General features: G+C 70.3%; 23 protein-coding genes. 15 read left to right on the forward strand and 8 right to left on the reverse strand.

Translation table 11 applies throughout. From position 1 onward, the window contains the following. Positions 1–3: 3 nt before the first annotated feature. The 6 genes from ACFQ6X_RS33105 to ACFQ6X_RS33130 form a co-directional block, all read right to left on the reverse strand. On the reverse strand, positions 4–2,874 hold the full coding sequence (locus ACFQ6X_RS33105; RefSeq protein ID WP_383187120.1) for a tetratricopeptide repeat protein: 2,871 nt from the start codon (positions 2,872–2,874) through the stop codon (positions 4–6). Positions 2,875–3,078: 204 nt separating this feature from the next. Beyond that, positions 3,079–3,813 (reverse strand): phosphatase PAP2 family protein, encoded by a 735-nt coding sequence (locus ACFQ6X_RS33110; protein ID WP_383187123.1) that lies wholly within the window; start codon positions 3,811–3,813, stop codon positions 3,079–3,081. A gap of 301 nt (positions 3,814–4,114) precedes the next feature. Continuing rightward, the gene (locus tag ACFQ6X_RS33115; RefSeq protein ID WP_383187171.1) at positions 4,115–5,104 is read right to left on the reverse strand and encodes an NlpC/P60 family protein; all 990 of its coding nucleotides are present in this window, start codon (positions 5,102–5,104) and stop codon (positions 4,115–4,117) included. A 115-nt stretch (positions 5,105–5,219) separates the two neighbouring features. After that, positions 5,220–5,672: a hypothetical protein gene (locus ACFQ6X_RS33120; protein WP_383187126.1), complete on the reverse strand. Its 453-nt coding sequence runs from the start codon at positions 5,670–5,672 to the stop codon at positions 5,220–5,222. A gap of 95 nt (positions 5,673–5,767) precedes the next feature. Next, on the reverse strand, positions 5,768–7,531 hold the full coding sequence (locus ACFQ6X_RS33125) for an alpha/beta hydrolase (RefSeq protein WP_383187128.1): 1,764 nt from the start codon (positions 7,529–7,531) through the stop codon (positions 5,768–5,770). Continuing rightward, complete coding sequence (locus ACFQ6X_RS33130) at positions 7,528–7,917, reverse strand: hypothetical protein (protein ID WP_383187131.1); 390 nt, start codon at positions 7,915–7,917, stop codon at positions 7,528–7,530. The genes ACFQ6X_RS33125 and ACFQ6X_RS33130 overlap by 4 nt, the downstream gene beginning before the upstream one ends. A 235-nt stretch (positions 7,918–8,152) precedes the next feature. Between ACFQ6X_RS33130 and ACFQ6X_RS33135 the strand changes: the two genes are divergently transcribed. The 10 genes from ACFQ6X_RS33135 to ACFQ6X_RS33180 all read left to right on the forward strand — a co-directional run bounded on the left by ACFQ6X_RS33135 (position 8,153) and on the right by ACFQ6X_RS33180 (position 19,641). Beyond that, entirely contained in the window at positions 8,153–8,770 is a 618-nt protein-coding gene (locus tag ACFQ6X_RS33135) for a histidine phosphatase family protein (RefSeq protein ID WP_383187134.1), read from the forward strand. Positions 8,771–8,870: 100 nt separating this feature from the next. Continuing rightward, positions 8,871–10,457: an adenosine deaminase gene (locus ACFQ6X_RS33140; protein WP_383187174.1), complete on the forward strand. Its 1,587-nt coding sequence runs from the start codon at positions 8,871–8,873 to the stop codon at positions 10,455–10,457. A 103-nt stretch (positions 10,458–10,560) separates the two neighbouring features. Continuing rightward, positions 10,561–11,463, forward strand: a complete 903-nt coding sequence (locus tag ACFQ6X_RS33145) for an aldo/keto reductase (protein ID WP_383187136.1) — start codon at positions 10,561–10,563, stop codon at positions 11,461–11,463. Beyond that, positions 11,460–12,074 (forward strand): DUF402 domain-containing protein, encoded by a 615-nt coding sequence (locus ACFQ6X_RS33150; RefSeq protein WP_383187138.1) that lies wholly within the window; start codon positions 11,460–11,462, stop codon positions 12,072–12,074. The genes ACFQ6X_RS33145 and ACFQ6X_RS33150 overlap by 4 nt, the downstream gene beginning before the upstream one ends. Positions 12,075–12,446: 372 nt before the next feature. Then, positions 12,447–12,755 (forward strand): hypothetical protein, encoded by a 309-nt coding sequence (locus ACFQ6X_RS33155; RefSeq protein WP_014047394.1) that lies wholly within the window; start codon positions 12,447–12,449, stop codon positions 12,753–12,755. Between the two features lie 180 nt (positions 12,756–12,935). Continuing rightward, positions 12,936–13,805 (forward strand): hypothetical protein, encoded by an 870-nt coding sequence (locus ACFQ6X_RS33160; protein WP_383187141.1) that lies wholly within the window; start codon positions 12,936–12,938, stop codon positions 13,803–13,805. Beyond that, the gene (locus ACFQ6X_RS33165; protein WP_383187144.1) at positions 13,795–15,153 is read left to right on the forward strand and encodes a hypothetical protein; all 1,359 of its coding nucleotides are present in this window, start codon (positions 13,795–13,797) and stop codon (positions 15,151–15,153) included. Before ACFQ6X_RS33160 ends, ACFQ6X_RS33165 begins: the two co-directional genes overlap by 11 nt. Then, entirely contained in the window at positions 15,150–16,700 is a 1,551-nt protein-coding gene (locus ACFQ6X_RS33170) for an SCO6880 family protein (protein ID WP_383187147.1), read from the forward strand. Before ACFQ6X_RS33165 ends, ACFQ6X_RS33170 begins: the two co-directional genes overlap by 4 nt. Before the next feature lie 30 nt (positions 16,701–16,730). Continuing rightward, positions 16,731–18,149: an ATP-binding protein gene (locus ACFQ6X_RS33175; protein ID WP_383187150.1), complete on the forward strand. Its 1,419-nt coding sequence runs from the start codon at positions 16,731–16,733 to the stop codon at positions 18,147–18,149. A gap of 1 nt (position 18,150) precedes the next feature. Beyond that, a complete protein-coding gene (locus tag ACFQ6X_RS33180; RefSeq protein WP_383187152.1) occupies positions 18,151–19,641 on the forward strand; it encodes a type VI secretion protein in 1,491 nt (496 codons plus the stop codon). Positions 19,642–19,666: 25 nt separating this feature from the next. Here the strand turns inward: ACFQ6X_RS33180 and ACFQ6X_RS33185 are convergent, their stop codons facing one another. Together ACFQ6X_RS33185 and ACFQ6X_RS33190 are read right to left on the reverse strand one after the other, a co-directional pair. Next, a complete protein-coding gene (locus ACFQ6X_RS33185; RefSeq protein ID WP_383187154.1) occupies positions 19,667–20,218 on the reverse strand; it encodes a GNAT family N-acetyltransferase in 552 nt (183 codons plus the stop codon). 54 nt (positions 20,219–20,272) lie between these two features. Beyond that, a complete protein-coding gene (locus tag ACFQ6X_RS33190) occupies positions 20,273–21,373 on the reverse strand; it encodes an FAD-dependent monooxygenase (protein WP_383187157.1) in 1,101 nt (366 codons plus the stop codon). A 158-nt stretch (positions 21,374–21,531) separates the two neighbouring features. On the opposite strand from ACFQ6X_RS33190, the gene ACFQ6X_RS33195 reads away from it, so the two are divergent. From ACFQ6X_RS33195 to ACFQ6X_RS33215, 5 genes are all read left to right on the forward strand, one after another. After that, the gene (locus ACFQ6X_RS33195; RefSeq protein ID WP_383187160.1) at positions 21,532–22,527 is read left to right on the forward strand and encodes a GntR family transcriptional regulator; all 996 of its coding nucleotides are present in this window, start codon (positions 21,532–21,534) and stop codon (positions 22,525–22,527) included. A 99-nt stretch (positions 22,528–22,626) separates the two neighbouring features. Next, complete coding sequence (locus tag ACFQ6X_RS33200) at positions 22,627–23,565, forward strand: ATP-binding cassette domain-containing protein (RefSeq protein ID WP_383187163.1); 939 nt, start codon at positions 22,627–22,629, stop codon at positions 23,563–23,565. Further along, entirely contained in the window at positions 23,562–24,353 is a 792-nt protein-coding gene (locus tag ACFQ6X_RS33205; protein ID WP_383187166.1) for an ABC transporter permease, read from the forward strand. Before ACFQ6X_RS33200 ends, ACFQ6X_RS33205 begins: the two co-directional genes overlap by 4 nt. A 38-nt stretch (positions 24,354–24,391) precedes the next feature. Beyond that, the gene (locus ACFQ6X_RS33210; protein WP_383187167.1) at positions 24,392–25,651 is read left to right on the forward strand and encodes a sensor histidine kinase; all 1,260 of its coding nucleotides are present in this window, start codon (positions 24,392–24,394) and stop codon (positions 25,649–25,651) included. Continuing rightward, on the forward strand, positions 25,648–26,313 hold the full coding sequence (locus ACFQ6X_RS33215; protein WP_383187169.1) for a response regulator: 666 nt from the start codon (positions 25,648–25,650) through the stop codon (positions 26,311–26,313). Before ACFQ6X_RS33210 ends, ACFQ6X_RS33215 begins: the two co-directional genes overlap by 4 nt. The last annotated feature ends 111 nt before the right edge of the window (positions 26,314–26,424 follow it).

Raw genomic sequence — 26,424 nt, forward strand, 5'->3', positions numbered from 1 at the left:
CGGCTAAGGAGTGGCCGGACGCTCGATGATCTCTTCCAGCCGCCGCACGAAGACGTCCGTGTACGGACCTGTTTCCGGCAGGAGCTTCCGCAGGAGCGCGAGGTCCTCCGCCAACTCCTGGATCAGGTTCCGGGCGGGCGCACGGTCGAGCAGGGCGTCGAACAGCGCGGCGGCCCCGTCCGGGTCCGGCAGCGCGCAGGTCATGACGAACAGGCACTCGTGCGCCCACGCGGCCTTCGGGCCCTCACCCTCCGCGCCGGCCGCGGACACCCGGACAGCGCGCCGGAACTGCTCGGTGGCCGCCTCCTCGTCACCGGCCATGCGCAGGGCCACAGCATGGAGACCCAGGTTCCAGCCGTCCTCGGAGTCGAGGTCGAGGCCCCGGACACAATCGGCGAGCGCCTCCTCGTGGCGGCCCATGAGCAGAAGGACCTGGGCGCGGCCGTTGATGATCCATTCGGAGTGCGGGGCGATCCCGAGGGCACGGGTGTAGTCGGCGAGCGCCTCCTCGTGACGCCCCATCGCCTGGTACGTCTGTGCGCGGCTGCCCAGGGCCCAGGCATAGCCGGGGTTGAGGTCGAGGGCACGCGTGTAGTCGACCAGTGCCACGTCGAAACGGGCCATTTCCCGGTACGTCTCACCGCGGTTGGCGAAGGCCCACGCATAGTCGGGGTCGAGCTCGATCGCACGGGTGTACTCCGCGAGCGCCTCCTCGTGACGCCCCATCGCCTGGTACGTCTGCGCGCGGCTGCCCAGGGCCCAGGCGTAGTGAGGGTTGACGTCGAGGGCACGCGAGAAGTCGGCGAGCGCGTCGTCGTACCGCTCCAGCAGCTGGTAGGTCAGCCCGCGGCTGCCCAGGGCCCAGGCGTACTGGGGGTCGAGGTCGAGGGCACGCGAGAAGTCGGCCAGAGCCTCGTCGAAACGCTCCATGCGCCGGTACGTCTCCCCGCGGCTGCCGACGGCCCACTCGTACCCGGGGTCGAGCTCGATCGCACGGGTGTAGTCGGCCAGGGCCTCCTCGTGCCGCCCCATGGCCAGGTACGTCTGCCCGCGGCTGGCGACGGCCCACTCGTAGTCGGGTTCGAGCTCGATCGCACGGGTGCAGTCGGCCAGGGCCTCCTCGTACCGGCCCATGAGCCTGTACGTCTCACCGCGCGCCGCGTAGTTGCGCGCGGTGTCCGGCGCGAGGCCCAGGGCCGCCGCGCAGTCCGCCAGCGCGCTCTCGTGGTCGCCCACCGCCCGGTGCTCGCGGGAGCGGACGCGGTACGCGAGACTCCGTCCGTCCGGATCCAGTTCGGCCGCGGCCAGCAGCAGCGTCAGCACGGCGACGCCTGCCGCGTCCTGCTCCCCGGCAGCCTCCAGGCGCTGTCCCCAGGACGTGAGGCCGGCGGCCCCGGTGTCGTCCCCGGCCTGGCCGAGGATCTGCGCCCAGCGGCGCAGCGTCGCCAGGTCGAGATCGACGGCGTGAACCGCTTGGTGGAGGGCGTCCGGCAGCGCGGTACGGGGGTTCGCGCACAGCCGGTGGTAGGTCTCGTTGAGCCGGTGCTCCCGCCAGGCGGCGTCGTCCCAGTGCCCGTCGGCCCCGGTGCCGAGATCGGCCTCCGCCGCCAGCCGCCACTGCTCGAACATGTCGGCGAGGCGGGTGTGCGCCTGCTGCCACCGGGAGGGGGACCGGGTGCGCTGCAGGCGCAGCATCGCGGCGCGCACGACGTCGTGGTAGCGGCAGCGGCCCGCCTGCGAGGAGACGAAGGCCAGGCCGCGGAGCCACGGGTAACCGTCGGCGGCGGCCTCCGGAACGGCGGAACGGTAGATGTCCTCGTTCAACTGCAGGGGCAGCGCGCAGGCCAGCGCCGCCTCACGGCGCTCCGCGTCCGGCTCCCACCGCAGGAACCTCTCCACCGCCGTCTCGGACGGATCACCGATGCTGTCGCCCGTGCCGGGGTCGCTCCGGGCCAGCATGTCGACCAGCAGCGGAAGCCGCCCGGACAGGCGCAGGACCAGCTCGACGCTGGGCTCGTCGGCGACGCCGTGCGTGGCGAGGAGCGTACGGGCCTCCTCCTCGGTGAACACCTCCAGGCGCACCTCGGTGACCTGCCCCAGCCAGTCGCCCCAGACCCGGGCGTCCAGGCGCAGCTGCCCGGACAGCACGACCTGCACATTGACCGGCAGGCCCCCGTACTCCTCGCCGAAGACGATGCTCCGCAGCCAGGTGTCGAGCACCGGTCCGGTCCGCTCGTACACGTCGAAGAACAGCACCACCCGCTCGCACCGCTCGGAGACGTCCGCCAGGTCCTCCAGGAAGACCGGGGCGAGACTCGCCACCGGATTCATCACCAGCTGCACATCGTCGTGGCTGCGCAGCCGCATGTTCAGCATCGTCCGCATCCGGTCGGCGCCCAGCGCCACCTGCTGCGGATCGACCGCGCCGACGAACGCCCCGACACCGGGCAGCATCCCGAGCCCGACCAGACCCACCTGCGCGGCCACCGTGCTCGACGGCGAGGCGGCAGGTACGGGCTCCGCCGCACCCGGCTCACCCGGGGCGGCCTGCGGAGCGGGAGCCGCGTTCTCGGCCTGGTGCCGGCGCTGACGGTAGATCGCCAGCTGCTTGTCGAACCGCTTCAGCGGGTGCCCCTGCTGACCGAGCCGGGCACTGACCGTCTCCATCGCCTCGAGCGCGTCGTGCACATCGTCGTCGACGAACGCCGTGACCACCGAGGCCTGCTCCCGCGCCGCGGCCTCCCACTGCCGTACGAGGGTCGACTTGCCCACGCCGCCGTTGCCGCGCACATGGAACAGGAACGGGAAGTCCACCTCTTCCGGATCGCGGGCGAAGGTCTCCCGGAAGACCGCCAGCTCACCGCGGCGCCCCACGAACCCCGCACGCCCGTGCCGCCGATTGACTTCCTGCCGTGACGGCCGACGCCCAGCCACACCGCATCACCCCCGAATGGTGAACATGATGCCCCGTCAACACGCCTGCCGGAACACCGGACAACGATGAACGGCCGCAGAGGGACACCCCGTGCGGGGCACCTCTCTGCGGCCGTCGAACACCACACCGCACTGCGCGGTCCGCTACGCGGCGAGGTCCTTCTCGTCGGGCGAGGCGCCACGCCCCGAGCCGGGACGCGGCTCGGGAATCCCGCGCGACTCACCCAGGTCGTCGGCCGAGGAGGCCACGGGCCGGCGCGAGCGGACGAGCCACCCGACCGAACCGGAACGCGACACGGCCGTCACCAGCGGAGTCAGCAGCATCATCGCCAGCGGCGAGAGCAGCAGAGCCACCGACGTACCGAGAGCGAAGCCGCCGATCACATCGGTCGGGTAGTGCACGCCCATGTAGACCCGGCAGAAGCCCTCCAGGAGCGCCAGCGCGATCGCTGCCAGGCCGAACTTCCGGTTGGCCACGAAGAGCCCCACCGCGATCGCCATCGCCATCGTCGCGTGGTCGCTCACGAAGGAGAAGTCGGTCTTGCCCGCCACCAGGACATCGAGTCCCTCGTGGTCGTAGAACGGACGCCGCCGCTCCACGAAACCCCGGATCGGGATGTTCACGAGCAAGGCGATGCCGGCCGCGAGGGGTGCCCACACGAGCCCGGCGACCGCCGTCACCGAATCGTCGGCCGTCCCGCGTCGGCGCACGCTCCACCAGCACCACAGGACCGCCAGGACCATGCCGAGCATGATCCCGTATTCACCGACGAACTCCATGACCCGGTCGAACCAGGCAGGAGCGGCCTTCGCCAGCCCGTTGATGTCGTAGAGCAGGCTGACGTCGGGGTTCGACCCATCGAGTGCGAGTCCAGCCATCTGCTGCGGCCCCTTGCCTTGTCTGCTGCTGCGACGCACAGCGCTGTGCGTCGCCTTTGGTCGGACCCCCGTGGTCGGTGCGATTCAGTACTGCGTGACGCCGTCGGCGCCGTGCCGCGTGACTGTCCTGGCCAGTGCCGCATGGTCAGTGCGCATGCTGTCCCAGTCCAGGGAACGGCCTGTTCGCTGCGTACGTTCCACTCTCCACCGAATGATCACCATGACGTTATCGAAGAGTGACTCGTCGTCGCTGCTCAGGGCCCAGGCTTCACGGAGAGTTCCGGCCACGGTCCACGGTCCGTCAGCCCTGCGGGAGGGCGGTCGGAAGAGCCGCGGCCCCATCCTCTGTGACTCTTGTCGCACCGAAGTAGTCAGGGGTGTCGATCTTGTCGAACCGGATCACGGCTCCGGTGAACGGCGCGTTGATCATGTACCCGCCTCCGACGTAGAGCCCCACGTGCCGGATGGCGCGCGAGTTGTTCAGGTCGTCCGAGAAGAACACCAGGTCACCGGGGAGCAACTCGTCCCGCGAGGGGTGCGGACCGGCGTTGTACTGGTCATTGGCCACACGCGGCAGCTCGATGTCGACGGTCCGGTACGCGGCCTGCGTGAGCCCCGAACAGTCGAACCGCCCACCCTGATCCGCCGTTCCGTTGCCGCCCCAGAGGTAGGGCGTACCGAGCTTCTTCTGCGCGAAGTAGATCGCCCCGGCCGCCTGCTGCGACGGCGCGACCCGGCCGACGGGCCTGGCGAAACTCTTCTCCAGCGACCGGATGATTTTGACGTAATTCTGCGTCTCGGAGATCGCGGGAACCCCGCCGGACCGGATCACCCGGTAGGCCCCGGCGTTGTAGGCGGCGAGCATGTTGTCGGTCGGATCGCCCGGCACCTTCTTGACGTACCCGGCGAGTTCGCAGTCGTACGAAGCGGCGGACGGAATCGCATCGGCCGGATCCCACACGTCCCGGTCCCCGTCGTTGTCCCCGTCGACACCGTGCGCGGCCCAGGTGCCGGGGATGAACTGCGCGATGCCCTGCGCCGCGGCATGGCTCTGGGCGCGGGGGTTCCAGCCGCTCTCCTGGTACAGCTGGGCGGCCAGCAGGGCGGGGTTGATGGCCGGGCAGAGGTTGCCCCACTTCTCCACGAGCGGCTGATACCGCGCGGGAACGGCCCCCTTGGCCAGCCCGACGGCACCGCTCGCCCCTGAGATACCGGCGGCGGCGGAGTACGTACCCACGACGAGCAGAGCGATGAAGCACAGGCCCAGCCCGATGCCGCCGCCGAGGAACACCCAGTATTTCCGCACCCCACAACCATCCCCCATTCGGGCGGGGTTCACGACGCGATTCGCTGGTGTGTACGGGTGGATGGGGGCATGAGGGGGCGTCAGGGGCGGTTACGGGGGGTCAGGGGGCGCCGGCGGACCAGAAGGCGGAGCGGATGTTGGGGCGGGGGATCTCGACAGCCTCATAGGCGGGACCGTTGGGCTTGGCAGTGGGGGCGGCTACCTCAGATTTGTCCACACACGGGGTAGCAACCTCGAAGAATGCCTGTCCTTCGAAGCCAATAATCAGGGAGATCCCGAACCCCTCAGGCGTCCTGGCGAAGATGGCCGGAGATTCTGCATCTTGATTTACCGAGGTGATCCTGTAGCCACTCTTCTTCCAGGAACGTTCAATCACCCCCAGGAAGTTGCCGCGCCGATCTTTAGAGATGATAGTCATCACAGTCCGACGCCGGGACAGATCACAGATTCCCCTCGTCGTATCATCGTGGGCCCACTGCACCTCTGGCTTGACAGCCCTCAGCGTCGCATCGAGCATGAGGTCCGCATATTCGGCCGCTTCTTGCATGTTCATGCCCTCACGCCCCTTTTCCTCGCTATCCACAACTCCACATCCAGCAAGAAATACGCCGACCATAGAAATAAGCAGACCCCCCCTCGCGCCCCACGTCACCGCCATTCTTCCCTCTTGATTCTTTCGGACCGCCCCGCAACGATCAGGGCAATATTGTTGGCAGATACCTGATCTTTTTCCGGTGTGAAGTACTGGGAGTGCGCGTCGAAGCCACCCGCGTCCAGGACGGGGTGCGGTCCGTCGTCGACTTCAAAGCGCCGGGCACCGAAAGCCTCGCTGGCCGGGTCCTTGCCGAAGTGGACATCGTCGTCACCTCGGTCGGCGACGTCGCCTGCCACGTACGAGATTGCAGGCCCCCCGACCATGGCCAGGCCACCCACGGCACTCTGCTGCATCGCCGGAAGCTTGGTCACCGGATCGTTGTCGGCCGCTCCGACGTAGACGTTCTCCTTGCCCACGCCAAGATCCTCAGCCTTGTCGACGCCCACTCCAGGGCTGCCCAGCAGGATGATGTCGTCTACAGCTGGCATGCCGCCGCCCTGGCTGGCCGCTGTGCCGACGGTGAGCGAACCGTAAGAATGGCCGATCGCCGTCACATGTGGGTCCCCGTTAGCATTCGTCGCTTCCAGCCCGCCCATAAACTGCCTGTAGGCGGGGGCCCCAGCATCGGCGTTCCCTGTCATTCCGACAGTTGCCAAATTTGGGGCGTCGTAGCCAAGCCAGACGATTGCCGCACTGGATGGATCGTGCATCCGCGCACCCTTCGCGGTGTCCAAGCCGCGCTTCAGGGTTCCATCGACAAACCCCTCGTCCAGTTTGGTTCCCAGCCCCGGCACATAAGCCGATACATTCCGCGACGTATCCGGGTTGCCATACGCCACAATGGCGCGACCATTCCCCTCGTCCCCGATACCCAAAAGGAGCATGGGAACCTTTGAGGGCTCACTCAGTTTCGCGTTGATCCCTCGGAGGGCATCCAGCTTCGTCCGAGCGTCATCGTCGTCCCGCCCCTCCAGCTTCCCGATCAGCAGCTGCAGGTTGTCCCGGTTCGCCGCGTCCCTCACGACCGCCGGGATTCCGTCCAGGTTGCCGATCCGGTCCGGGTACACCGCCAGGTACTCCTCGCGCTGTTCCTGCGTCAGGCCCGCCCACCACGCGTGCCGTTCGGCCGGAGTCGCGTCTTGCGGGATGCCGTTCCTCAGGTACGACCCCGCCGCGTCCCGGACCGCCGCCGCATCCCCCGCCGCGTCCTTCCACGTCGAGTCCGGGACCTTCAGGCCCTCTTCGGCCTTAAGGCGTCGGAGGATCCCCGCGTACCGCCAGTCGACCTCGGCCGCCGCCCGCACCGCCCCCGCCACCCGGTCCGCGATGTCCTGCGCCTTCGCCGTGTTCGGGTTCGGCGCGACCAGCCCCGATGGTGCCGCCAGTCCACCCGACGACGCCGTACCGCCCCGGAGCGGCCTGCCGTCGATCAGTCCCTCGCCGGCCGCCGGGTAGGTCACCGAACCGTCCGGGTGCACCGTGAACTTCAGAGCAGCCGCATCGTCCAGCGCATCCGCCAGCACCCGCTGCTGCGCCTTCATCTCGTGGGCGAGGCTGTTCAGCGTCGTACGGAGCAGCCCGCACTCCGTGTACACGTACTGGAAGTTCCGGCTCAGTTGCCGCAGCCGTGCCACCGCCGAGTCCGCCGCCTCGCCCTGCTGCGTGTCGCGCAGTCCGTTCAGGAGCTGCTTGTCGATCCGGTCGCGGGCCGCGTCGGCCCGGTTGCTCGCGCGGCCCCAGCCGTCGGCCGCCCCTTCCAGTTCGGCGCATCTGAGGTCCCGTAACGCCGCCCAGGTCAGTCCTGCCGTCTTCTTCACTGCGCCCCGGCCTTGCCTGGAGCCGGTGCGAAGGACGACCTCACGGCCTCGTTCGTCGCGCCCTGGATCCGCGCGACGGCCCGCAGCTTGCCCGCGAGGCTCGCGCACTCGCCCTGCGCCGCCTCGATCCGCCGCTCCCATGACGTCCGTACGGTGCCGAGTTCGGCCAGCGCCGACAGGTCACCGGCCCCCGCCGTCAGCCCCTGGTGCGCCAGTGCCAGCTCCGAGGGCACGGGGCCCAGGTGCGTACGCAGCGCCTCCGCGCCCCCTGCGGCCCGCAGCCACGGCCCGTCGCTGTGCCTCAGCTGCTCCCGACCGCCACCACCCGCCGGACCCACCGGGCCCGCCGGATCACTCAGCCCCTGCACCCCGGCCACACCCCTCACCCCGCTCCTCGATCATGGAGCGGCACTGTGCCAAACCCGGCGTACGCGACACGCCGGGCCCACCCCCCGCCGAAGCCCTCCGCCGAGGCCCCCCAAGGCGCCACCACCCCGGCATTCACCCGAACGCGCGACGCATCGATCCGGGAGTGCAGTCCGGACGCGGAACCAAGGTGGTCCCCCGCACCGTCCACCACCGCGTCCGCAGGATCCGTGCCGCAGCGAGAAGGACCGCACCGTGACCTCAACCCGCTACCTCTACCTCGCCCGCCACGGCGAGGCATCGCCGGACGAGTCCGAGCTGACGGAGAAGGGGCGGCGTCAGGCGGCGCTGCTCGGCGAGCGGCTCCGGGGCAGCCCCGTTTCCGCGATCCATCACGGCCCCCTCCCCCGCGCCGCGCAGACCGCCCGGCTGGTCCGCGATCAGCTCGACGGCGTCCCCCTGTACGCCTGCGAACCGGCCGGGGACTACCTCCCGTACCTCCCGCAGCGGGACGAGCTCCCGCCCGAGTCGGCGGACCGGCTCCTCACGTTCGTGGAGCAGTTCCCCGCCGAGGAGCGCGACCGCGGCCCGGAGCTGGCCCGCGCCGCGGCGGCCCGTTTCACCGGGCCCGTCGAAGGCGACGAACCCCGCCATGAACTGGTCGTCACCCACGCGTTCCTGGCTGCCTGGTTGGTACGGGACGCCCTCGACGCCCCCGCCTGGCGCTGGATGGGCCTGAACCACTCCAACGCGGCGCTGACCGTGATCCGTTACACGCCCGGCCGGCCGGCCGCCGTGGTCATGGTGAACGACATGGGTCACCTTCCCGCCGAGCTCCGCTGGACCGGCTTCCCGCCGGAGCTCCGCCTCTGAGCCGGGCACAGGGGATGGCCGTCCTTCGGCTCCCCCGGACGGATGGTTTATCGAGTGCTGCGTACCCGGTACGGGGTGGCGCACCGCGGACTTCGTGACCATGCACCACGTGACCTCCCTCCAGCGCACCTCATCGCGCGCCCGCCGGCTGCTGATGACCGCAGGGCTCGCCGCGGCGGCCCTCGTGTCGTCGCTGCCCGCCGGACCGCCGGCACGGGCCGCCGCCACCGCCGTTCCCGTACCGCCCCGGCCCACGACCGCCGCCGAGACCCGCACCGCCGCATGGCTGGACGCCCACGGGGAGGGCGACGGGGCGGCCGACCGGTTCTTCCGGGACCTGCCCAAGGGCGGTGACCTGCACAATCACCTCTCCGGTGCGGTGCGGACCGAGTACCTCATCCAGCTCGCCGCCGACGACGGCCTCTGCATCGACGCCACCCTGACCGCCGTCGCCCCACCGTGCGGCCCCGGCACCCGGCCGGCCGCCGACGCGCTCACGGATGCCGGGTTCCGGCAGGCCGTCATCCGGGCCTGGTCCATGCAGGACTTCCCGCAGGGGGAATCGGGGCACGACCACTTCTTCGCCACATTCGGCAAGTTCGGCGCCGCGACCGCACATACGGGAAAGCTGCTGGCCGATGTGGCGGGCGCCGCCGCCGTACAGAACCAGACGTACCTGGAAACCATGGTCACCCCCGTCGCGGCCGCCACGAGGGAGCTCGCCACCGATGCCGGGTGGGATCCGGACCTCGCCGCCCTGCACCGCGAATTGCTCGCCGGAGGCCGACTGGACCGACTCGTCACCGCCGCCGAGCAGGAGTCCGACGCGGACGACGCCGAGTTCCGCGAGACCGCGCGCTGCGGGAGCAGCCGCCCCGCTCCGGGCTGCCGGATCACGGTGCGCAGGATCTTCCAGGTGCTGCGCGACAACGCTCCGGAGTACGTCTTCACCCAGATCGCCCTGGGACTGCGCCTGGCCGAACGTGACGAGCGCTTCCTCGCGGTGAACCTGGTCCAGCCGGAGGACGCCGAGATCTCGCTGCGCGACTACCGCCTGCACATGCGCATGCTGAACTACCTGCACACGGTCTACCCGCGCGCCCACATCACCCTGCACGCCGGCGAACTGGTGCCCGGCCTGGTGAAGCCCGAAGACCTGACCTTCCACATCAATGACGCCGTACGCACGGGGCGGGCAGAGCGGATCGGGCACGGTGTCGACCTCGTGCACGAGGACAACTGGCCGCGTCTCGCCCGCGACATGGCCCGTCGGCAGATCGCCGTGGAAGTGCCGCTGACCAGCAACGCGCAGATCCTCCAGGTGGAGGGCGACGAGCACCCGTTCCCGGTGTACCGGGCGTACGGAGTCCCGGTGGTGCTGGCCACGGACGATCCCGGTGTGTCACGCACCGACATCAGCCATGAGTACCGCCGCGCGGCCCGCACCTACGGGCTCGGCTATCCCGAACTGAAGGACCTGGCCCGGGCGTCTCTCGAGTACGCCTTCCTGCCGGGACGCAGCCTGTGGCGACCCGACCCCGTACGCAAGGGTTTCCGGCTGGTCGAGGAGTGCCGGGTCCTGGAGTCGGCGCGCTGCGCACGACTGCTCGCGCACAGCCCGAAGGCGCTGCTGGAGGCCCGGCAGGAGCGGTCCTTCCGGGCGTTCGAGGCCCGGTACGTGGGCTGAGCAACCGACGCGGGGGAGGCGGGGCGGCAGCCCCGGCCCGCCTCACGCCGCGCATCCGACCCTCAGCATCACCGGTCGGCGTTCCGACTGGTGAAAGAATCCGATGATGACCTCTTCCTCAGAAACGATCGACGCGTCGGTAGCCGGCACCTGGAAGCTCGGTGACCTGACGGTCAACCGGATCGGCTTCGGCGCGATGCGCCTCCCGCAGAACGGGCCGGCACTCGCACGCGGCGACTCCAGCGACCGGGGCCGGGCCATACGTGTCCTGCGCCGTGCCGTCGAGCTCGGCGTGAACCACATCGACACCGCCGCCTTCTACTTCTCGCCCCTGCGGTCCGCCAACGAGCTCATCAACAGCGCGCTCGGCCCGTACACCGACGACCTGGTCATCACCACCAAGGTCGGACCGGGCCGTGATCCCTCCGGTGAGTGGATATGGGCCGACCCGGACCAACTGCGCGGGCAGGTGGAGGAGAACCTGCGCCAGCTCGGACGCGACCACCTCGACGTGGTGAACCTGCGCATCGCCCGCACCCACACGTCCTCGTCCGTCGCCGAGCACTTCGGCGCACTGGCCGAACTCCGGGAGGCCGGGCTGATCCGCCACCTCGGCATGTCCAACACCTCGCCGGAACAGCTCGCCGAGGCCCAGACCATCGCACCCGTGGTCTGCGTACAGAACATGTACGGCATCGGCTCCCCGCCCGAGCACCACGCCCTTCTGCGCCACTGCGGCGAGCAGGGCATCGCGTTCGTGCCGTTCTATGCGATCGCCGGCGCCGGGCGCGAGGCGGGGGCCACCACCGCCGACGGCGAGGCGGTGCTCACCGTCGCACGCGACCACGGTGCGACGCCGACCCAGGTGCGCCTGGCGTGGACCCTGCACCAGGGGCCGCACGTGCTGGCCATCCCCGGCACCGGCAACCCCGACCACCTGACCGAGAACGTGGCCGCCGGTGCGCTGCGGCTGACGGCCGACGAGCTGGCACTGCTCGCCGCATGAGCGGGCAGATCCTCCGCTGGAACTTCTTCATCGGCGGCCACCTGAGCACCTCCGTCCCCGTACGCCTGGTCGAACGCACGGACGAGGGCCAGTTGGTGTGGCTGGAGACCGGCACCCCGATGTGGCGCACGGAGCGGCCCAGCTCCCACCTCAGGGACATCCCGCCGCAGGACCGTCCCGCCGGGGGCTACCCGGCGAAGGCCGACCGGTGGCCCCTGGGCAGCGCCCTCATCCACCAGCCGGCCGGGGCGCGCCACGCGGTGTTCTGGCTCTTCGGGCGGCGGCAGAAGTTCCGCGGCTGGTACGTGAACCTCGAGCACCGCGTCCACCACGGCGAGGACATCGACGTCGCCGACCACGAACTCGACATCAACGTGGCGCCGGACCGCACCTGGCAATGGAAGGACGAGCGGTCGTTCGCCGAGAAGACGGGGCACCCCGCCTACTGGTCGGCCGACGAGGCGGCAGCGATCCGCGCCGAGGGCGGGAGGATGGCCCGGCTCGCCGAAGCGGGAGCCTTCCCGTTCGACGGTTCCTGGTGCGACTTCAGGCCGCCGAAGCACTGGACGACCCCGCCCCTCGCCGCAGCCCCGGCCCGGACGGTCCTCTGATCCTGCGGGAACCTCGAGCCCTTCCCCGTACGCCACCTGATGACGCGTCGGCAGGAAGCCACCGGCGCGCTCACGGCTCTCGAACAGCGCATACGAACACCCCGCAACCGGCGAACGCTGCAACCGCACCCGTAACCCATGGCCACCGTCGTTGCTAGCGGTCACACCGCGTGATACACAGAGTAACCATGCATATGCGCCCAGATCTCCGTACGAGCCGCAGGTCAGGGCGGCCGCCCCGGTCAAACGTGCGAGATCCGGGTAAAGAGAGCGGGAAGGCGTCGTGCTGAGCCGGTTTCATCAGCGAAGATAGAGGGCGACCCGTGTCGTACGGCACGGGCGGCGAACTACCCATCAGGGGCGGTGACTTACATGATCCTGGCAGCTGAAAAGGGCGACATCACCACCATCATCGGCGGAATCGCCCCGAACTGGGGGCCGTTCGGGACCCTGGGCAACGAGGCACGCATCATGATCGAGGTGGTGATGGCGGTAGCCATCCTGCTCTGCCTCGGCATCGCGATCTGGGGTGCGGCCAAGCAGCGCATCGGCGCGACGGCCCTGCGCGACACCTTCAGCGCGGAACAGGGCAAGGGCCTGATCGTGGCGGGCCTGACCGGAGTCTTCATCATCGGCTCCCTCGGCACCCTGTTCACGATTGTGTACGGGATGGCTGTCTGACCTGCTTTTCGGCCTCCCTGCCCCGGGCTGTCCCGCCCACCCCACACCACCCGTCCGTCGTGCCCACCGGCAGAGGTTGCGTCCCCTGATGTCGAGTCACCACACCGCGCCCACGCGGGAACCAGCACAGCTACCGTCGTACTACGCGGAACTGCACACGGCTGAGGGGGCGTACGCGGCATGAGCCAGGGCGACGAGCGCGGATACGGTGACGAACCGGGCGGCCGTACGGATGATGCGTACAGCACGCTCGGCGGCACGCGCCAGACCCGTACGCGGCTTCCCGGCGGTGACGAAGGCGACGGCTACGGACGCCGGCCCGCCCGGAACTCCCGCTCCCTGGTCATGATCGTGGGCGTGGTCGTACTCCTCATCGCGGCTATCGCGTTCGCGAACCAGAGCGGGAACGGGGACGAAGGATCCGGCGGCAGCGGCAAGGAACCACCCGCCGCCGGCGCCGGACCGACGGCCGCGACGGGCACGAAGCCGGTGCAGGGCAAGAACGGCACGATCGCGTCGGGCTTCGCGCATGACGAGCAGGGGGCGCAGAGCGCGGCGGCGAATTACGGAGTGGCACTGGGCTCGGCGGAAATGTTCGACGCGGACAGTCGCCGCGAGATCGCTGCCGCTGTGTACGCCCCTACCGTGGCCGCGGTACGGCAGGGTGACCTGGACAAGGCCTACTCCGGCAAGGAATTCCTGGCACGGATCGGGCTCAACCCCGACGGCACCGCTCCAGCAGGTCTGACCTTCATCTCACGAGTGAACCCTGTCGGATCCAAGGTCGAGAAGTTCGGTGGCGACACCGCAAGCGTTGCCGTTTGGTACTCCGCTCTGTTCGGGCTGGCCGGCGAGGGTTCCAAGAACCCCGTGTCAGAAGGCTGGTACACGACCACCTATGAACTGAGTTGGGTCAACGGCGACTGGAAGGTCACCGACTTCACGCAGAAGGACGGCCCCGCACCGGTCGGGCGCGATCAGGCTGCCTCGCCTGCAGAGGAGATGGTTGACGCCGTGGAACAGTTCGGAGGGTTCACCTATGCCCGATAAGCGATCCCGCCGAGCGCTCTCGCTCACAGCAGCACTCAGCACCATCCAGGTTGCGGTTGTGCTGTTCGCGAGCCGGGCCGCAGCCGTCCCCTCACCGACACCCTCTCCCAGCGCAAGCAACAACGCGTGCGACCTGATTCGTGGCCCCGCCAAGGACTACTGCGAAGGCGGAGAGGGCGGCAGCCCCGCGCGCCGCGCTCCCACCGTCACCGACGACGCCCTCGACCCCCTCTCCTCCCTGGCCCGCGGCTGCGCCGACGCCGCGTCCTGGACCGTCGGCAAGCTCAGTGAGGCCGTGGAGGGCACCGCCACCGTCGACTTCACGAACCAGCGGTTCCTCCAGCAGTACGCCGTCGTCTTCGCGGCCTCCACCATCCTCACGCTCGTGCTGTGGCTGCTCGCCGTGGCCAAGCGCGCGATCCGCGGCGTTCCGCTGACCACCGCGATCTCCGAGGCCATCGGCTTCCTCTGGCTGACCGTCCTGGCCTCCGCGTTCACGCCGCTCATCCTCTACACCGTCGTCTCCGCGACCGACGGTGTGACCGAAGGCATCGCGACGGCCACCGGCGGCCAGACCGACGTCTTCTTCGGTTCGTTCGCCGAGGCGCTCAAGAAGGGCACCGACATCGGCGGCGGCCCGATCATGCTGATCGTCGTCTCGCTCGTGTCGATCCTCGCCGCCGGAATCCTGTGGCTGGAGCTCGTCATCCGGGCCGCCCTGCTCTACGTCGGCGCCCTGCTCGGCGTCGTCGTGTACGCCGGGCTCGTCGACAAGAACATGTGGGGCCACGTCCGCCGCTGGGCAGGCATCATGATCGCCGTGATCATGGTCAAGCCGGTCATCGTGATCGTGCTCGGCCTGGCCGGCGCGCTCTCCGAGGACGACGGTCCGAACGCCATGTCCGCGGTCGTGTCCGGGCTCGCCATCATCCTGCTGGCGATCTTCGCGTCCGCCATGATCTACCGCTTCGTGCCCGGTTTCGGCGACGAGATCCAGGGCGCCCGTACCAACCGCAAGCAGGCCACCGACGGCTCCCAGGCCGCCGCGATGATCAGCTCCCCTGCCGCGCTCGTCTCCCAGGGCATCAAGACCCACAGCGGACGGGGCGGCGGCGAGGGCGGCGGTGGAGGCGGCGGCGCCCGCCCCTCCAACCCCGCCAGCGGCGGCGTGGCCGCGCACAGCTCCCGCGGTTCGGGGAGCGGGGTCGGCGGCGGATCTGTCCCCTCCGCCGCACCTCCGCCCCGCAGCGGGTCCGGGCCCACCTCCGGAACCCCCCACGGCAGCCGCTCCTCGCGAGGCGGTTCAGGCAGCACAGGTAACACGAGCACAGGAGGTGGAGGGCGTTGACGACCCAGTCCCACACGATCGCGCCCCGCCGTACGTATCTCATCGGCCGCGCCAGGCCGAACGCGATCGTCGGCAAGAACCGTGAGACGGGCGAGATCGCGCTGATCATCGCCGGGGCGTTCCTCGGCATGATGAGCGGGCTCCTCGTCCCGGTCCTCTCCCTGCGGATCGTGGCCCTCATGGGCTTCCCCATGCTGGCCCTGGCCGTCGTGTACGTCCCCTACAAGGGCCGCACGTTCTACAAGTGGTTCGAGATCAACCGCAGCTTCAAGCGCACCCTGCGCCGCGGTACGACCTACCGTTCCGCCGCCATGGAGGCGGGGGTCAGCGCAGACGGGCGTGAGGTGGAGATCGGCCCGCCGCCCGGCATCGGCCGGATCAGCTGGCTCGCCGCACCGTTCGGGCCGGACGAGATCGCCGTGCTCCTGCACGCCGACCGCCGTACCGTCACCGCCGCGATCGAGATCGAGGGCCCCGGCGTCGGCCTGCGCGACAGCGAGGACCAGGAGGCCCTGGTCGACAGGTTCGGCACCCTGCTCAAGCATGTGGCCAACGGCGACGGCTTCGTGACGCGCATTCAGATGCTGGCCCGGACGCTCCCCGCCGACCCCGACGCCCACGCGAAGGACGTCGCCCAGCGCGGCGACAAGGCCGCGCCGGGGTGGCTCCAGGAGTCCTACGACCAACTCCAGTCGATGGTCTCCACCTCCAGCGAGCAGCACCGCGCCTATCTCGTCGCCTGCATGCACTACAGCCGCGAGCTGGCCGCCGAGGCCAACGCGATGGCCCGCGCGGCCAGCCCGCAGGGCCGCCGCAAGCTCGACCGTGACGCCGGGCTCGCCGTCGTCATGGCACGCGAGCTCACCGACATCTGCGCACGTCTCGCCGAGGCGGACATCCGGGTCCGCCAGCCGCTCGGCCAGAGCCGGCTGGCCTCGCTCGTGCACTCGATGTACGACCCGGACCACCCGATGGACCACATCCAGGCCATGACGAAGCGCAACGCCTGGCCGGCCGAACTGGACGCGGTCGAACCCACGTTCCTGCAGGCGAAGACCCGTGAGTCGACGACCCGCGCCCCCTGGTGCCACGCCACGGCCTGGGTGAAGGAATGGCCGATGACGCCTGTCGGCGTCAACTTCCTGGCCCCTCTCCTCGTCCACACGCCCGACGTCATCCGTACGGTCGCGGTCTGCATGGACCTCGAGCCCACGGAGGTCGCCATCGAGCGGATGCTGACGGAGAAGACGAACGACGAGGCCGAGGCGAGCCGCCAGGCCAAGATGAACCGCACCGTCGACCCGCGCGACATCGCCGCGCACGGCCGGCTCGACCAGCGGGGTGAAGATCTGGCGAGCGGTGCGGCCGGGGTGAACCTGGTGGGGTACATCACGGTGTCGTCCCGGTCGCCCGAAGCCCTCGCCCGCGACAAGCGGACGATCAGAGCCTCGGCCGGCAAGTCGTATCTGAAGCTGGAGTGGTGCGACCGTGAGCACCACCGCGCCTTCGTGAACACCTTGCCGTTCGCCACCGGCATCCGCCGCTGACCACCAACCGAGAGGCAGGGCAGTCACGCCATGCGAGACCCGCTGTCCGCGTTGTCGGATGCCTTCACCGCCTTCCTGTTCGGGAAGGTGGAGACGACCCGGCTGCCGGTCCGTACGTCGACGGGCCAGGCCCAGGCCGTCTACCTGCCGACCGCCGCGCCCGGCCTCGGCGACTCCGGCGTGATCATCGGGCGTGAGGTGTACTCCGGCAAGGGCTACATCTACGACCCCTTCCAGCTGTACGGGCAGCAGCTCCCCGCCCCGCACTGGCTGGTGCTCGGCGAGTCCGGCAACGGCAAGTCCGCGCTGGAGAAGACGTACGTGCTGCGCCAGCTCCGCTTCCGCGACCGGCAGGTCGTCGTCCTGGACGCCCAGGGCGAGGACGGTGTCGGCGAGTGGAACCTCATCGCCCAGGAGCTGGGTATAACCCCCATCCGGCTGGATCCGACCGCCGCGCTGAACGACGGGATCCGGCTCAACCCGCTCGACCCGTCGATCACCACGACCGGCCAGCTCGCCCTGCTCCGCACGATCATCGAAGTCGCCATGGGGCACGGCCTCGACGAGCGTTCCGGCTTCGCGCTCAAGGTCGCGCACGCCTATGTGAACGAGACCATCGGCGACCGCCAGCCGGTCCTGATGGACATCGTGGAGCAACTGCGTCACCCGGAGCCGGAGTCCGCCGAGGCGATGAACGTCGACATAGACGACGTACGGGCCTGGGGACTGGACGTCGCCCTCGTCCTGGACCGGCTGGTCGACGGTGACCTGCGCGGCATGTTCGACGGCCCGACGACGATCGGCATCGACCTCGACGCACCGCTGATCGTCTTCGACCTCTCGCACATCGACCGCAACTCCATCGCGATGCCGATCCTGATGGCGATCGTCGGCGTCTGGCTGGAGCACACCTGGATCAGGCCCGACCGCAAGAAGCGCATCTTCCTGGTCGAAGAGGCCTGGCACATCATCAACTCGCCTTTCGTGGCCCAGCTCTTCCAGCGGCTGCTGAAGTTCGGGCGACGGCTCGGACTGTCCTTCGTGGCGGTGGTCCACCACCTCAGCGATGTCGTCGACGGGGCCGCGGCGAAGGAAGCGGCGGCCATCCTGAAGATGGCCTCGACACGGACGATCTACGCCCAGAAGGCCGACGAGGCCAGAGCGACGGGCAAGGTGATCGGCCTGCCCAGGTGGGCGGTCGAGATCATCCCGACGCTGACCCCGGGCATCGCGGTCTGGGACGTCAACGGCAACGTGCAGGTCGTCAAGCACCTGATCACCGAGGCGGAACGCCCCCTGGTGTTCACCGACCGCGCGATGACCGAGGGTTCGACGTCCGACATGCTCCCCGAGGACGTACGGGCCGCAGAGCTGGAGGCGGAGCAGCGGGCGGCGCGGATCGAGCACCAGCACCGGCTGAACGAGTCGTCCGAGTCAACGGTGGCATGACATGGCACGCCAGGCACCATCCCGTACGGAGCACGGCGGCGAGGGACAGGGCGGCATCCCGGACGGCCTGCTGATCGGCCTGCTGGCCTTCCTGTTCGGGCTGACGGTGCTGGCCTGGACGGCCACGGGGCTGGCCGGACTGTTCGCGCACGGGGCCTGGCCGACGGGCGTCACCTTCACGCGGACGCCGCTGGCCCTGCGCGCGCTGGCCCTCGCACCGCAGGACCTCCCGGCGGCCTGGCCCGACACACCGGCGGGCGAGCTCTCCGGGTACGGCTTGTTCTGGGGTTTGTTCATCGGCGAGTTGATGGTGCTGCTGGTCCTGACGGTGTTCGTCGTGGGGGTGGTGGCCCGCTGGCGGATGGTACGGAAGCGGAAGGCCGCGGCAGCCGGTCCGTACGAGCCTGACCACGAGCCCGTACACCGCGTACACCGCCCCGAGCCCGAGCCGGTACGTCCTGTCGCACCGGCCCCCTCGTTCGTCGAGGCAGCCCCCGCCCCCGTACGCGCGTACGAGCGCGAGCCCGCTCCCGCGTCCGTCCCCTCCCCCCGCACGCCCCTCCTCGTCTACGGGACCGCCGCAACCCGCCGCCCCACCGTCGTCCAGGCCATCCGGGAGGCCGACGGCCCGGCTCTCGTGGTCACGTCCGACCCCACGGTCTGGGCCGAGACGAAGGACGCCCGCAGCAAGCTCGGCCCGGTCCTGGTGTACGACCCGGGCCATCTCTGCGACACCCCGGCCCGCCTCCACTGGGCGCCCACCGCCGGCTGCGAGGACCCCGCCACCGCAGCCGCCCGGGCCGCGGCCCTGCTCGCCCCGGTCCGCCCGTCGGCCAGGATCGACAGCTCCATGGCCGACACCGCCGAAACGCTTCTGCAGTGCTGGCTCCACGCCGCGGCCGTGGACGGCCGCCCCTTCCGCCAGGTCCACCGCTGGGCGTCCGGAGGCAGCGCCCATGAACCGGTGCGGCTGCTCCGTACCCACCCCAGGGCCGCCTCCGGACTCGCCGGGCTGCTGGAGTCGGCGCTCACCGCGTACCCCGAACGCCGCGAGAGCGCCCAGGAACTGACGGTACGGGCCTTCGCGGCCCTCTCCTCGGTCCACATCCGCGAGGCCTGCACACCCAACCGATCCGATTCGCTCGGACTGGAATCTTTTGCCGGTGAGGGGGGAACGCTCTTTGTGGTCGGCGAACCCATCGAGGATCCTCGCCACCGTCCCGGTGCGATGCCCCTGCTCACCGCACTCGCCTCACACGTGGTCGAGCACGGCCGCCGCATGGCCGCACGGTCAACCGACGGTCGGCTCGACCCACCAATGACCCTCGTCCTCGACGACGTCGCCGCAGTGGCTCCGCTTCCCCAGCTCCCGGAGCTGCTGTCGACCGGCGAGGACCAGGGGATGCCGACCCTGGTCCTGCTCCGCTCGCAGGAACAGGGCCGGGCCCGCTGGACACAGCGACTGCAGCTCCCCGGCACCGGAATCCGCTGAGCCCACCGCCTGAGTCCGCAGGCCGCTAGGCCCGCTCGATCACGAACTCCAGTTCCCGCGCGGCCGGATCGTCCGGCGCGGGCACGGTGCGTCCCGACGGGACGAAGCCGAACCTCCGGTAGAACGCCGCAGCCCGGGGGTTGTGCTCATGGACGTACAGCCGCACCCGCTCGACACGGGGCGCGGACAACGACCAGGCCCAGTCGACAGCCGCCCCGAACAGCGCGTCGGCCACCCCGCCGCCCCGCGCCTCGGGCCGCACGAACACCCCGACCACATGCGCCTGGTCGACCTCGGCGGCCTCCCCGAAGCGCACCTCCTGCGCGGGCCGCTCCACGAGTACCGACGCGGTACCCACCCACCGGCCGTCGGGGGCCTCGGCGACGAACTGCCGGACCTGCACACCGTCGGCGGCATCCGTCGTCCGCTGCTGCCAGAACGTGTCGGGCATGGCCAGCGCATGCTCGTACGTCTCCGCGAAGGCGACCGAAGCGACGGGATCCTGCAGGGCGGCCAGCCGGATCTCCCTGGCCAGGGGCCAGTCCTCGGCCCTCACCGCTCGTATGACGTGTTCCATCCGGCGATGGTGCCCCGCCGCACGCGTCCGGGCAAACGGGATTTCACCGTCGTCTCAGCTGTCCAGCGCGAAGGCGTTCTTGGCGCGCGTGACGGACTCCTCGGAGGCCGGACCGCCGGGGTTCTCCGTGGCCAGGTCCTGGTTGAGGGTGACGAAGGGGCGCATCCGCTCCTCGTAGCGGGCGTACGCGGCGGTGTGGTCGCCGTGCGACCGGGCCAGGCTGTCCGCCAGCACATGGGCACCGACGAGAGCCAGGCTGGTTCCCTGCCCGGAGAGCGGGGAAGGGCAGTAGCCGGCGTCACCGAGCAGGGCCACCCGGCCCCGCGACCAGTGGTCCATACGGATCTGCGCCATGGCGTCGCAGTAGAAGTCGGGCGCCTCCCGCGCCGCCTCGGCCAGGCGTGGGCCTTCCCACCGCAAGGACGCGAGCCTGTCCACCACGATGCGCCGAAGAGCAGCGGTGTCGTGGGCGAGCGGGCCGGACTCGAAGCCGAAGGCGATCCTGAGTTCGGAGTTGTCGCGTACGGGCATGATGCCGAAGCCCACGTCGCCGTCGCTCAGCCACATCTGCCAGTTGTCCAGGTCGAGGAAGTTGTCCGCGCTGAACACCGACAGATAGCTGCCCAGATGGTGCGCGAAGCGTTCCTCCGGCCCGAAGGCCAGACGCCGTACGGCCGAGTGCAGACCGTCGGCACCGACCACGAGGTCGAAACGGCGGGACGGCCCGTGCGCGAAGCCGACCTGGACACCGGACCCGTCCTCGTCGAGCGCGGTGATGCTGTTGCCGAAGAGGTACTCGACGCCTTCCTGCGTGTGCTCGTACACGAGCTCCACCAGGTCGTCGCGCAGCAGCTCGATGTCGTCGCTGTCGAGCCGCCCGCTGCTGAAGGTCGCCTCCGTGGACCTGTCGATCTCCTGGCCCTCCGGATCGAGGACCGACATCCCCCGCATGCGGGTACGGACCTGTCGCGCCCGCTCCAGCAGGCCCATCCGCTCGACGACATCGAGTGCGACACCCCGCACATCCACGGCCTGCCCGCCGGCGCGGGGGCCCGTCCCGCGTTCGACGACCGTGACGCCGAAGCCGTGGCCGCGCAGCCAATGGGCGAGTGCCGGACCGGCGATGCCGCCGCCGGAGATCAGAACAGTGTGCATCAGAAGCTCCTCTCGTACGGTGTACGCACCTGAACGTACGGCGTACGCGTGATCGCTTCAACTGGGCTTACTTCCCCTCTGTACTAGGGCAGTTGCCTGCCGCTCCCCATCCTCGCTGCTACCCTCTGAACTAGTACAGAAGAGAGAGGTGCGACAGCGTGACGAAGCCCACAGCCGTGCGGGAGGAGCCGCCGTACCTGCGCATCGTCGCCGAGATCCGGCGGCGCATCCGGGAGGGCGAACTGGCCCCCGGGGACCGGGTCCCCTCGACCCGTCAGATCGCCAAGGACTGGGGCGTCGCGCTCGCCACCGCAACCAAGGCCCTGACCACCCTGCGCCTGGAAGGACTGGTCGAGACCCGGCCCAGAACCGGCACGGTCGTCGCCGCGGCCGCTCCCCTCACACAGCCCCGCAGACGTCAGACCGCTGCCCCGACGTCCGCCTCGTCGCCCTCCTCCGCGCCCTTTGACGATCAGGAGCTGACCCTCGAGCGCATCGTCCGCACCGCCGTCGACATCGCCGACACCGAAGGGCTCTCGGCGCTCTCCATGCGCGGTATCGCGGCCCGGCTAGGAGTCGCCGCGATGACGCCCTACCGGTACGTGCCCAGCAAGGACGACCTGGTCCTGCTCATGGCCGATGCCGCGTTCGGCGAGAAGTTCTACCCCGCCGACGTTCCGCAGGGCTGGCGCGCCCGCGCGGAGCTCGGCGCGCGAACCCTGTGGTCCCTGCACCGCAAGCACCCGTGGCTGGCCCAGCTCGACTCCCTCACCCGCCCCCTGCTGGTGCCCAATCTGATGGTCCACGGCGAATGGTCCCTGAGCGCCCTCGACGGCCACGGCCTCGCACCCACCCAGCTGTTCGACATCCATGTCCTGCTCTACAGCCACGTCCAGGGCCTGGCGGTGCACCTGGAGCGGGAGGCGAACGCGGCCGCCACCACGGGCCAGTCGGAGGACCAGTGGATGGACAGCCGCGCCACCGACCTCCAGAACCTGGTGGACTCCGGCCGCTTCCCGACCTTCGCCAAGGTCGTCGGGGCCTTCGAGGACGGCTACGACCTGCGCCTGGACACACTCTTCGAGCTCGGCCTCAAGGCCCTCCTCGACGGACTCGCACCCGTCGTCGAAGGACGGGCCGGACGCCAGGAGTAACGGCACCGCCCCGCGCGTCGTACCCCGGTACTACGGCAGCACCCGCATCCCGCCCCCGGGCGGACGACCACCGGCATCCGGCTCCGTAGCGTCGGCCGCATGATCAGGGCATACGAACTCACCAAACGCTACGGAGACACCACCGTCGTCCAGGACCTCGACTTCACGGTCCGGCCCGGCACCGTCACCGGCTTCCTCGGCCCCAACGGCGCCGGGAAGTCGACGACCATGCGCATGCTCCTCGGCCTCGACACCCCCACCCGCGGCCGTTCAACGGTCGGCGGGCGCGCGTACGCCACCCACAGCGCCCCCCTCACCGAAGTCGGCGCGCTGCGGGAGGCCCGTTCCGTCCACCCCGGCCGGACCGCCTTCAACCACCTCATGGCGCTCGCCCACACACACGGCATCCCGCGCAGCCGCGTCGACCACGTCCTCGACCTGGCCGGCCTGACGGCCGTCGCCCACAAACGCGTCAAGGGCTTCTCCCTCGGCATGGGCCAACGGCTCGGCATCGCCGCCGCACTCCTCGGCGACCCGGCCACCCTCATCCTGGACGAGCCCGTCAACGGCCTCGACCCGGAAGGCGTGCTCTGGATCCGCAACCTGCTCAAGTCCCTTGCCGTACAGGGCCGCACGGTGTTCGTCTCCTCCCACCTGATGAGCGAGACGGCCCTCACCGCCGACCACCTCGTCATCATCGGACGCGGCCGGCTCCTCGCGGACACCACGGTCGCCGACTTCGTGGCCACGGCGGGCGGCGCCTCGGTCAAGGTCGTCACCCCACAGGCCCCGGCGCTGCGCGCACTCCTCGGGGGACCCGGCATCGACATCACCCACCCCACGGGCGCGGAACCCGGACACCTGGAGGTCCGCGGCACGGACGCGGCACACATCGGCCGCCTCGCCGCCGCCCACTCCATCCCGCTGTACGAACTCACCCCCCGCACCGCCTCCCTGGAACAGGCCTTCATGGACCTCACCCAGGAGTCGGTCGAGTACCGGATCGCCGCCCCCGAACCGACCGGAGTCCCCGCATGACCACCGCCCCCGCCATCACCCAGGCGTACCGCGTCACCCCGTCCCGGGTCCTGCGCTCCGAAACGCACAAGCTCCGGACCCTGCGCTCCAGCTGGATCACCCTGGGCTCCGCCGCCGCCCTCGTCCTGTCCGTCGGCATCGTCATGGGCGCCACCTACACGTCCGACGGCGGCGACTCGGACGTCGACACGGTCATCCTGGTCCTCTTCGGCTCCACACTCGGCACACTCTGCACGGTGGTACTCGGCATCCTGGTCACCGCGGGCGAGTACTCGACCGGCATGATCCGCGCCTCGCTCACCGCCGTACCCACCAGGCTCCCCGTCCTGTGGGCCAAGGCGGCAGTCTTCACCGTCACCGTCTTCACCGTCATGGCCGGCGCCGCCCTCCTCACCTTCGCCGCAGCCCAGCTCTTCCTCCACGACACCGACCAGGCCGCCTCCCTCACCGACCCGGCCGTGCTCGGCGCGGTGCTCGGCAACGCCGCCGGGACCACGTTCCTGAGCCTGATCGCCCTCGGACTCGGCGCCCTGATCCGCTCGGTGCCGGGCGCGATCGGAGCGTTCATCGGCGGCGTGATGGTCCTTCCGGAGGTCCTGACCATGCTGCCGTACGACGCGGTGGAAACCGCCGTCCGCTACTTCCCCACCCAGGCCGCAGGCGTCCTCGGCTCCGCCACCCCGCTCCCCGGCGCCGCACCTGTCGGCGGAGCGCTGCTCGCCCTCGTGCTGTGGTGCGCGGCAACCCTCGGAACGGCAGCGCTGCTCCTGCGACGTCGCGACGCATGACGCATGACGCCCGGGAGGCCGGAAGCGAGGATGTACGAGTGACGGACGACGACGATACGCACCGGCGCACGGGCCCCGCCCCCCTCACCGGGCACATCCAGCGCCTGCTCCAGCGCGTCCGCGCGTACGACCGGCGCCGGCCCGCCGTATGGAACGGGCTCACCGCGGCGTTCTGGGTGCTGTTCGCCGTACTCGACATCTCTTCGGGCGGCTGGCGCACCGTAGCCGTCGACCCGGACGTGCCCGCGCCGCTGGTGCTCACGATGAGCGTGGCGTTCTCCGCCCCGCTGCTGTGGCGCCGCAGCCGTCCTCTGGCCGTGCTCGTGTTCATGGCCCCATTCTCCCTGGTCAACGTCTGGACGGGGGCGGTCATCCAGGCCGCTTTCCTCCAGGAGATCGTGGTCTTCAACATCGCGGTACGGCTGCCGCTGCGCGCCCTGGCATGGGCGGGCGCGATCGTGGTCGCCCCGCTCGTGATCGCCTCGGGCCACTTCCCGGACGGCTGGGACCGGCTCTTCCTCCCGCATGTCTGGGCGTTCGCGTTCGCGGCCCTGCTCGGCATCGTGGTCCGCACACGCAAGGAGTACACCGAGGCCCTCGTCGACCGCGCCAACCGCCTGGAACTCGAACGCGACCAGCAGGCCCGCCTCGCGGCAGCCGCCGAACGCACCCGGATCGCCCGGGAGATGCACGACATCATCGGCCACAACCTGTCCGTCATCACGGGCCTCGCGGACGGCGGTTCCTACGCCGCGGCCAAGAGCCCCGAACGAGCCGCCCAAGCCCTGGACGCCATCGGAACGACGAGCCGTCAGGCCCTCGCCGAACTCCGCCGGCTGCTCGGCGTCCTGCGCGACCACCCCGCCGAGGCCGACCGCACCCCGCAGCCCACCCTGGACGACATCGACGCCCTGCTCGCGGGCGTACGGCGAGCAGGTCTCCCGGTACGCCTGCACCGCATCGGCACACCGCCGCCCGAAGCGCCCACCGCAGGCAGGCAACTGACGGTCTACCGGGTGGTCCAGGAGGCCCTCACCAACACGCTGAAGCACGGCGGCACGCACCCGGACCTCGCGGCGGAGGTCACCCTGACCTACCGGGCGACGGAACTGGAGGCCCTGATCACCGACAACGGAACCCCGCGGCACGAACCCGTCCTGCCCGACGGCACCGCGCAGGGAATCACGGGGATGCGCGAACGCGCTTCCCTCTACGACGGCACACTCGAAGCGGGCCCGCCCGCCACATCCGGCTGGCAGGTACGGCTCCGGCTCCCTCTGGAGGACTTCCCCTCGTGACGACCGTGCTCATCGCCGACGACCAGGCGATGCAACGCTTCGGCTTCCGCATGCTGTTGGAGAGCCAGGACGACATGACGGTCGTCGGCGAAGCCGCCAACGGCCACGAGGCCCTCCAACTCGTCGCCCGGCATCAGCCGGACGTCGCGTTGATGGACATCCGGATGCCCCTGCTGGACGGCATCGAAGCCACCCGGCGCATCGTCAGGGCCGGCGCCTCCACCCGCGTCCTGATCGTCACCACATTCGACCTCGACCGGTACGCGTACGACGGGCTGCGCGCAGGCGCCAGCGGTTTCCTCGTCAAGGATGCCCTGCCGGAGGAACTCCTCTCCGGCATCCGGGCCGTAGCCGGTGGTGACGCGGTGGTCGCCCCGAGCCTGACCCGCCGGCTCCTGGACGCGTATGTACAGCACCTGCCGTCCGCCCCCGGCGGACCCGCCACCCAGGACCCGCGGATCGCCGCGCTCACCGAGCGGGAGAGGGAAATCCTCACCGTCATCGGGCAGGGCTGGAGCAACACGGAGATCGCCGAACGGCTCCACCTCGCCGAATCGACGGTGAAGACGCACGTCTCGCGCATCCTCGCGAAAACAGGAGCGAGAGACCGCGTGCAGGCGGTCATCCTGGCCTATGACACGCACCTGGTGACCCCGGCCTGACAGTCCGAAAGGGTTCTGAACGCAGAAAAGCCCCGTGCCACAAGGGCACGGGGCTTTCCCGGAATAATTGTTCGGCGGCGTCCTACTCTCCCACAGGGTCCCCCCTGCAGT

This window comes from Streptomyces sp. NPDC056452 (assembly GCF_042796085.1).
Lineage (GTDB): Bacteria > Actinomycetota > Actinomycetes > Streptomycetales > Streptomycetaceae > Streptomyces.